6 protein-coding genes and 3 pseudogenes are annotated in these 8,261 nt (G+C 66.0%); 7 read left to right on the top strand and 2 right to left on the bottom strand.

Annotation, left to right across the window (positions count from 1 at the left end; genetic code table 11):
- Positions 1 to 326: pseudogene (locus tag JCM9942_RS07305) on the top strand (glycosyltransferase family 2 protein); the annotation flags it as partial.
- Positions 327 to 373: 47 nt separating this feature from the next.
- Positions 374 to 1,543 carry a nicotinate phosphoribosyltransferase gene (gene pncB, locus JCM9942_RS07300; RefSeq protein ID WP_054658782.1) on the top strand — a complete coding sequence of 390 codons (1,170 nt, stop codon included), beginning with the start codon at positions 374 to 376 and terminating at the stop codon, positions 1,541 to 1,543.
- 50 nt (positions 1,544 to 1,593) lie between these two features.
- Here the strand turns inward: pncB and JCM9942_RS07295 are convergent.
- Together JCM9942_RS07295 and ettA are read right to left on the bottom strand one after the other, a co-directional pair.
- Positions 1,594 to 2,911: pseudogene (locus JCM9942_RS07295) on the bottom strand (NCS2 family permease).
- Between the two features lie 86 nt (positions 2,912 to 2,997).
- Positions 2,998 to 4,662 carry an energy-dependent translational throttle protein EttA gene (ettA, locus tag JCM9942_RS07290; protein ID WP_054658780.1) on the bottom strand — a complete coding sequence of 555 codons (1,665 nt, stop codon included), beginning with the start codon at positions 4,660 to 4,662 and terminating at the stop codon, positions 2,998 to 3,000.
- Positions 4,663 to 5,144: 482 nt separating this feature from the next.
- On the opposite strand from ettA, the gene JCM9942_RS20675 reads away from it, so the two are divergent.
- The 5 genes and pseudogenes from JCM9942_RS20675 to JCM9942_RS20110 form a co-directional block, all read left to right on the top strand.
- Positions 5,145 to 5,348, top strand: a complete 204-nt coding sequence (locus JCM9942_RS20675) for an RcnB family protein (RefSeq protein WP_425478322.1) — start codon at positions 5,145 to 5,147, stop codon at positions 5,346 to 5,348.
- Between the two features lie 166 nt (positions 5,349 to 5,514).
- On the top strand, positions 5,515 to 6,768 hold the full coding sequence (gene glyA / locus JCM9942_RS07280; RefSeq protein ID WP_054658778.1) for a serine hydroxymethyltransferase: 1,254 nt from the start codon (positions 5,515 to 5,517) through the stop codon (positions 6,766 to 6,768).
- A gap of 171 nt (positions 6,769 to 6,939) precedes the next feature.
- Positions 6,940 to 7,473, top strand: a complete 534-nt coding sequence (gene nrdR / locus JCM9942_RS07275; RefSeq protein ID WP_054658776.1) for a transcriptional regulator NrdR — start codon at positions 6,940 to 6,942, stop codon at positions 7,471 to 7,473.
- A 67-nt stretch (positions 7,474 to 7,540) separates the two neighbouring features.
- Positions 7,541 to 8,008, top strand: a complete 468-nt coding sequence (locus JCM9942_RS07270; RefSeq protein WP_054658773.1) for a GNAT family N-acetyltransferase — start codon at positions 7,541 to 7,543, stop codon at positions 8,006 to 8,008.
- Between the two features lie 96 nt (positions 8,009 to 8,104).
- A pseudogene (locus JCM9942_RS20110) lies at positions 8,105 to 8,261 on the top strand (bifunctional diaminohydroxyphosphoribosylaminopyrimidine deaminase/5-amino-6-(5-phosphoribosylamino)uracil reductase RibD); the annotation flags it as partial.

Below are 8,261 nucleotides of genomic sequence, written 5' to 3'. Positions count from 1 at the left end.
TGCTGCTGATGCCGCGCGACCTGTTCGTGCGGCTGGGCGGCTGGGATGCCGGCTATCGCCTGCATGCCGAGGATCTGGACCTGTGCCGGCGTGCGCGCGAAGCCGGCGCCACGGTGGCCATCGCCAACGAGCTGAAGGTGCTGCATGTGCGCGGTGTCTCCAGCCGCGCGCGGCCGTACTTCGTGGAGTGGCACAAGCACCGCGGGCTGTGGCGCTATTTCCGCAAGTTCGAGGCCGCGCAGCGCCCGCTGCCGGTACGGGCCGGGGTCTGGTGCGCGATCTGGGCACACGCCGCGTTGCAGCTGCCGCGTCTGCTGCTTCGCTGAACCCGGCTTTCAGGCGGGCTCACGCAGGCCCGGCGCATAATGCCGGCATGATCATCCAGTCCCTGCTCGACACCGACCTCTACAAATTCACCATGATGCAGGCCGTGCTGCACCAGTACCCGGGCGCGCTGGTGCAGTACCGCTTCAAGTGCCGGACTCCGGGCATCGATCTGGCGCAGTACCTGGACCAGATCAACACCGAGATCGACCACCTGTGCAGCCTGCATTTCAGCACCGACGAGCTGGATTACATGCGCACGCTGCGCTTCGTGAAGCCGGACTTCGTCGACTTCCTCGGGCTGTTCCATCTGGATCGCAAGTACATCGCGCTGCGCGCCTCGCCGACGGTGCCCGGCGAGATCGAGCTGGACATCACCGGGCCCTGGCTGCACACGATCCTGTTCGAAGTGCCGTTGCTGGCGATCATCAATGAAGTCTGGTTCCGCAATGCCGGCCTGCCGGATTTCGCTGAGGGCGAGCGCCGCCTGCAGGCCAAGACCGCGTTGTTGCGGGACACGCCCGGCTTCGAGCTGTGCCGCATCGCCGACTACGGTTCGCGCCGGCGCTATTCGCGGCAGTGGCACGGGCACATGCTGCCGATGTTGCGCGAGGCGCTGGGCAGCCAGTTCGTCGGCACCAGCAACGTGCATTTCGCCCGCATCTACGGCATGACCCCGCACGGCACGATGGCGCATGAATACCTGCAGGCGTTCCAGGCGCTGGGGCCGCGGCTGCGCGACTCGCAGGTGGCGGCGCTGGAGTCCTGGGCGCGCGAGTATCGCGGTGATCTGGGTATCGCCTTGTCGGATGTGGTCGGGCTGGATGCGTTCCTGCGCGATTTCGACATGTATTTCTGCAAACTGTTCGACGGTGTGCGCCATGACTCCGGCGACCCGTTTGTGTGGGGCGACCGCATGCTGGCGCACTTCAAGGCCAACCGCGTCGACCCGGCCAGCAAGGTGCTGGTGTTCAGCGACGGCCTGGACATCCAGAAGGTGATGCAGCTGTACGAGTATTTCCGCGGGCGCTGTCAGGTCGCCTTCGGCGTGGGCACAAATCTGACCAACGATCTGGGGCCGACCCCGCTGAACATCGTCATCAAGATGGTCCGCTGCAACGGCCAGCCGGTGGCCAAGCTCAGCGATTCGCCGGGCAAGAGCATGTGCGATGACCCCAACTACCTGACCTACCTGCGCCAGGTGTTCGCGGTCCAATAAATGACAAACCCGCCCTCCGGCGGGTTTGTTTCACTGCGCTTGCGCGCCGATCACTCCAGCGCGAAGCGCAGCACGAACAGCCCGGCCACCAGCCACACCGCCGGGCGCACTTCACGCCAGCGGCCGGTGCCGGCCTTGAGGGCGGCGTAGGCGATGAAGCCGAACGCCAGGCCGTTGGCGATGGAGTAGGTGAACGGCATCGCCAGCGCACACAGCGCCGCGGGTACCGATTCGGTCAGGTCGTCCCACTTCACCTCGACCAGCTCGCGCAGCATCAGTCCGGCCACGAACAGCAGCGCCGGCGCGGTGGCGTAGGGCGGCACCATCGCCGCCAGCGGCGAGAACAGCAGCGCGCCCAGGAACAGTGCGGCTACCACCAGCGCGGTCAGTCCGGTGCGACCACCGACCTGGACGCCCGAGGCGCTCTCGGGCAAAGGCGGTGGTCGAACTGGTGCCCAGCAGCGAGCCGGCGACGATCGCGCTGCTGTCGGCCAGCAGGGCGCGGCCGAAGCGCTTGTTGCCATCGGCCAGTTTCAGCAGCCCGGCCCGTCCGGCCACGCCATACAGGGTGCCGGTAGCGTCGAACACCTCCACCAGCACGAACACCAGCACCACCTGCATCAGCACCGCCAGCGGCGCGCCGCCGTCGTGGTGCAGCAGGCCGGGGATATCCAGCTGCAGGAAGGTCGGCGCCAGGCTCGGCGGCAGCGACACCAGCCCGCCGTACTGCACATGGCCGATCGCCCAGGCGATGCCGGTCACGGCGAGGATGCCGATCAGGATCGCGCCGCGCACCTTGCGCGCTTCCAGGATCGCGATCAGCAAAAAGCCCCCGAGGGCCAGCAGCGGCGGCGCGCTGTCGAGCTTGCCCAAGGTGAGCATGGTGTCTTCATTGGCGATGATCACCTGCGATTTCTGCAGCGCGATGATTGCCAGGAACAGGCCGATGCCGGCCACGATCGCCGAACGCAGCGAGGCGGGAATACCGGCCACCAGCCAGGCGCGGATGCCGGTCAGCGACAGCACCCAGAACACCACGCCGGAAATGAACACCGCGGCCAGCGCCTGCTGCCACGGCAGCCCGGCCGCGCCGACCACGGTGAAGGCGAAGAAGGCGTTCAGGCCCATGCCCGGGGCCATGCCGACCGGGAAATTGGCCGCCAGTGCCATCACTGTCGAGCCGATGGCCGCCGCCAGGCAGGTGGAGACGAACACCGCGCCCGGGTCCATGCCGGTGGTGCCGAGGATCTCGGGGTTGACGAAGACGATGTAGGACATCGTCAGAAAGGTGGTCAGCCCCGCCAGCACTTCGGTGCGCACGCTGGTGCCGTGCTGGTGGAGCTTGAACAGGCGGTCGAACAGGGACATGGCGGCTTTCCGGCACAGGGGGGAGGCAGGAGGTTTGTGGCCCGTACAAAAGCGGACGGCCGCACTGGGCGGCCGTCCGGCGGGTGTTACTTGAGCGCCTTGAAGCGCAGACGCTTGGGACCGGCATCGTCGCCGAGGCGACGCTTCTTGTCCTCTTCGTACTCGCGGTAGTTGCCCTGGAAGAACTCCACGTGCGAGTCGCCTTCGAAAGCGATGATGTGCGTGGCGATACGGTCCAGGAACCAGCGATCATGGGAGATCACGAAGGTGTTGCCCGGGAACTCCAGCAGCGCATCTTCCAGTGCACGCAGGGTTTCGATGTCCAGGTCGTTGGACGGTTCGTCGAGCAGCAGCACGTTGCCGCCCTGCAGCAGGGTCTTGGCCATGTGCAGGCGGCCACGCTCACCACCGGACAGCGAGCCCACCATCTTCTGCTGGTCCTGGCCCTTGAAGTTGAAGCGGCCGATGTAGGCGCGCGACTGGATCTCGATGCCGTTGATGTTGAGGATATCCAGGCCGCCAGCGATTTCCTGGAACACGTTGTGGTTGCCGGTCAGTGCATCGCGGCTCTGGTCCACGTAGGACAGCTTGACGGTCGGGCCGACCACGATCTCGCCGGAATCCGGCTTTTCCTGGCCGGTGATCATCTTGAACAGGGTCGACTTGCCGGCGCCGTTCGGACCGATGATGCCGACGATGGCACCCGGCGGGATGATCATCGACAGGTTGTCGATCAGCAGGCGGTCACCGAACTTCTTGGAGACGTTCTTGAACTCCATCACCGAGTTGCCCAGGCGCTCGCCCGGCGGGATGAAGATCTCGTTGGTCTCGTTGCGCTTCTGGTAGTCAACGCTCTGCAGCTCTTCCAGGCGGGCCAGACGGGCCTTGCCCTTGGTGCGGCCGCCCTTGGCGTTCTGCCGCGACCACTCCAGTTCCTTCTGGATCGCCTTCTGGCGGGCCTTTTCCTGGTTGTCTTCCTGCTTCAGGCGCTCGTCCTTCTGCATCAGCCATTCGGTGTAGTTGCCCTTCCACGGAATGCCGCGGCCGCGGTCCAGTTCCAGGATCCACTCGGCGGCGTTGTCCAGGAAGTAGCGGTCATGGGTGACGGCCACCACGGTGCCGGTGTAGCGCGCCAGGAACTGCTCCAGCCATTCCACCGACTCGGCGTCCAGGTGGTTGGTCGGTTCGTCGAGCAGCAGCATGTCCGGCTTCTGCAGCAGCAGGCGGCACAGCGCGACGCGGCGCTTCTCGCCACCGGACAGATTGCCGATCACCGCGTCCCACGGCGGCAGGCGCAGCGCGTCGGCCGCCACGTCCAGCTGGTTTTCCAGGGTGTGGGCATCGCCAGCGGCCAAGATCGCCTCCAGACGCTCCTGTTCCTTGGCCAGGGCGTCGAAGTCGGCACCTTCCTCGGCATAGGCGGCGTACACGGCTTCCAGCGCGGCCTGGGCCTGCAGCACCTCGCCGACGCCTTCCTCGACCGCTTCACGTACGGTCTGGGCCGGGTCCAGACGCGGTTCCTGCTCCAGGTAGCCGACCTTGATGCCGGGCTGCGGGCGGGCCTCGCCCTCGAAATCGGTGTCCACGCCGGCCATGATCTTCAGCACGGTGGACTTGCCGGCGCCGTTCAGGCCCAGCAGGCCGATCTTGGCGCCCGGGAAGAACGACAGCGAGATGTCCTTGATGATCTGCCGCTTCGGCGGGACCACTTTGGACACCTTGTTCATGGTGTAGATGTATTGCGAGGACATGAAGTCTCCGTAGCGCACGCCCGTGCCCGGTCCTATGACGGACTGGGCCCAAGGCAAAAGGAATAAGCGATTATAGCCGTAAGCCAGATGGGGCCGACGGTGCCGGAATCCCTTGCTGGTTTATGAATACGAAAGCCGGGAGCCGCTTCCAGCCGGAGTTCGTTCAGACGACGTGAGCATTATGGGAAGCGTCAACCAACCCAGCGAGGGCTAGCTATGAAGATGAACCGCCTTGTTGTCGCCGCGATGACCGCCCTGCTGGCGTTCGGCGCCACCGCTCCGGCCTTTGCTGCCGGTGATCGCGATGACCACGACCGTGGGCGCCATGCTGGGATGATCGTGGCCGTGGTCATGACCGCGGCCGTGGGCACGGCCATGACCGTCGCGAATGGCGCGATGACCGCCGCCACTACAGTTCCGGCTATCGCGAGGGTTACCGCGACGCCCGGCGCAATGACCGCCGCTATTACGCCCCGCCGCGCGTGGTGTACCGCCCGTACGGCTTTGAGCGCGGGCACCGCTACAGCAACTACTACGGCGGCCCGGTCTATGTGGTCAATGACTACAACCGCTACCACCTGCACCGCCCGCGACATGGCCACCACTGGATCCGCGACGACCGCGGCAACATGCTGATGGTGGCCATGGCCACCGGCATCATCGCCGACATCGTGCTCAACCACTGAGCCTTGTCCCGGTCTGGTTACAGGAAGGCGCCCGCAGGGGCGCCTTCCTCATATGTGGCGGGAAGGGGAAATGGTTGCAGGCGGGACCGCCGCTGGCGGGCGGTGGCGGTGGCGGTGGCGGAAGCGCTACAATCGGCAGCTCCCTCGCCCCGTACCAGGAGCTGTGATGTTCCCGCGTGATGCCCGTATCGAGTCCTATGATCCCGAGTTGGCCAAGGCCATCGCCGATGAGTGCCAGCGTCAGGAAGACCATGTCGAGCTGATTGCCAGCGAGAACTACGCCAGCCCGCTGGTGATGGAAGCGCAGGGCAGCCAGCTGACCAACAAGTACGCCGAGGGCTACCCGGGCAAGCGCTACTACGGTGGCTGCGAGTACGTGGATATCGCCGAGAAGCTGGCGATCGACCGCCTCAAGCAGCTGTTTGGCGCCGATTACGCCAATGTGCAGCCGCACAGCGGCTCGCAGGCCAACCAGGCCGTGTACTTCGCGCTGCTGCAGCCGGGTGACACCATCCTGGGCATGAGCCTGGCCCACGGTGGCCACCTGACCCACGGGGCCAAGGTCAATGCCTCGGGCAAGATCTTCAATGCCGTCCAGTACGGTGTGAACGAGCAGGGCCTGATCGATTACGACGAAGTCGAGCGCCTGGCGCTGGAGCACAAGCCGAAGATGGTGGTGGCCGGTTTCTCCGCCTATTCGCAGATCGTCGACTGGGCGCGCTTCCGCGCTATCGCCGACAAGGTCGGTGCCTACCTGTTCGTGGACATGGCGCACGTCGCCGGTCTGGTCGCTGCCGGTGTGTACCCGAATCCGATCGAACACGCCCACGTGGTGACTTCCACCACCCACAAGACCCTGCGCGGCCCGCGCGGCGGCATCATCATCGCCAAGGGCGCCGGCGAGGAGATCGAGAAGAAACTGCAGTCGATCGTGTTCCCGGGCATCCAGGGCGGTCCGCTGATGCACGTCATCGCCGCCAAGGCGGTGGCCTTCAAGGAAGCGCTGGAGCCGGAATTCAAGGCCTACCAGCAGCAGGTGGTGAAGAATGCCCAGGCCATGGCGACCACGCTGATCGCGCGCGGCTACAAGATCGTTTCCGGCGGCACCCAGAACCACCTGATGCTGGTGGACATGATCGGCAAGGACGTGTCCGGCAAGGATGCGGAGGCCGCACTGGGCAAGGCGCACATCACCGTCAACAAGAACTCGGTGCCCAACGACCCGCGTTCGCCGTTCGTGACCTCGGGCCTGCGCCTGGGTACCCCGGCGGTGACCACCCGCGGTTACCTCGAGCAGGACTGCGTGGATCTGGCCAACTGGATTGCCGACGTGCTCGATGCCCCGGCCGATGAGACGGTGATCGCCCGCGTGCGCGATGCGGTCAGCGCGCAGTGCAAGAAGTATCCGGTCTACGGCTGATGCGCCGCCGATGCCGGCGGTTTGCCGGCGCTGTGTCATTGCAGGGATCGCCACTGTGATGGTGGCCAAACCCCGGGCCCGGCAGCCTTGCTCCATCCCGGGGTTTGCTGTATCTGCGTTGTAGTGGTTCCCGCGCCGCGTTGCCGGCGCCCGATGTTGAAGGCCAGAGAGATGCATTGCCCGTTCTGCCAGCACAACGACACCCGCGTGATCGATTCACGCGTTTCCGAAGACGGCGCGACCATCCGCCGTCGCCGCGGTTGCGAGGCGTGCGGTGAACGTTTCAGCACGATCGAGACCATCGAGTTGAAACTGCCGGTCATCATCAAGAGCGATGGCGGGCGCGAGGCGTTCGATGCACGCAAGTTGCGGGTGGGGTTCGACCGCGCGCTGCAGAAGCGGCCGGTCTCGGAGGAGCGGATCGAAGCGGCGGTCCGTGCCGTGGTGCATCAGCTGCGCATGTGTGGCGAGCGCGAAGTGCCGTCGATCAAGGTCGGTGGTTTCGTCATGGATGAGCTGCGCAAGCTCGACCATGTCGGCTATGTGCGCTTCGCCTCGGTCTACCGCAGCTTCGAGGATGTGGCCGATTTCCGCGACGAGATCGAGAAGCTCGAACGCGATATGCCGGCCGCTGACGGCCAGCTCCCGCTGCTGGAAGACGGCGCATCGGCGGATGGACGCCCAGCGAAGCCCGCCAAGCGTTGAATCCGGTGCCAGGCGGCGTAGCGCTGGTGTGGCAGTGGCCGCGCGTCACGGCGGGTCGTGAATCCGGATGCTGACCGTCAATCTGCGTGATCACCCCGCTCTGGTGCCGGCGCTGGCCGCCGCGCACGTCCAGGCCTTTGGCAATCTGTTGCCGGACTGGAGCGTGGCCCAGGCCGAAGCCGAGTTGCGGGCGCAGCAACGCGACGCCATTCCCTGCACCTGGTTGGCGATGGACGCCGGAACCTGGCTCGGCTCGGTGAGCCTGCTGCACGACGATCACGAGCAGATCCGCGGCTGGTCGCCGTGGTTGGCCTCGCTGTATGTGAAACCCGAGGCGCGTGGCAGGGGTGTAGGTGCGGCGCTGGTGGAACATGCCATCGTCCAGGCCGCCGCTTTCGACGTTGCGGAGCTGTACCTGTACTGCGAAGCACCGATGGTGGCGTGGTACCGCTCGCTGGGCTGGCAGGTGCATGCCCGCCTGCCGCTGGGCCCGCTCGCGGTCACGGTGATGGCGGTGGAGACCGGTCGCCGCTAGACGTGCCGCACTGCAAGTACGGTCTGCCGGCGCATACACTGCCACCTCGTCCGTTGTCGCATCTGGCAATGGGCCGCTGACGTAATGAGGTCCCCGATGAGCCACTTCACCGCCAACGATCACCTGCTGATGGCCCGCGCGCTGCGTCTGGCCGAACGCGCTGCGTGGACGACACGGCCCAATCCGATGGTCGGCTGTGTGATCGCGCAGGGTGAGGAGGTCGTGGGCGAGGCTGGCACCAGCGCGCCGGCGG

The organism is Stenotrophomonas pictorum JCM 9942, from assembly GCF_001310775.1.
Lineage (GTDB): Bacteria > Pseudomonadota > Gammaproteobacteria > Xanthomonadales > Xanthomonadaceae > Stenotrophomonas > Stenotrophomonas pictorum.
This window is presented reverse-complemented; position numbering and strand designations above follow the sequence as displayed.

What these genes read in the sequence shown, in the direction of transcription:
- pncB (WP_054658782.1), top strand. Translation starts at nt 374, where the DNA reads ATGATCATCCAGTCCCTGCTCGACACCGACCTCTACAAATTCACCATG.
- ettA (WP_054658780.1), bottom strand. Translation starts at nt 4,662, where the DNA reads ATGTCCTCGCAATACATCTACACCATGAACAAGGTGTCCAAAGTGGTC.
- nrdR (WP_054658776.1), top strand. Translation starts at nt 6,940, where the DNA reads ATGCATTGCCCGTTCTGCCAGCACAACGACACCCGCGTGATCGATTCA.
- JCM9942_RS07270 (WP_054658773.1), top strand. Translation starts at nt 7,541, where the DNA reads ATGCTGACCGTCAATCTGCGTGATCACCCCGCTCTGGTGCCGGCGCTG.
- glyA (WP_054658778.1), top strand. Translation starts at nt 5,515, where the DNA reads ATGTTCCCGCGTGATGCCCGTATCGAGTCCTATGATCCCGAGTTGGCC.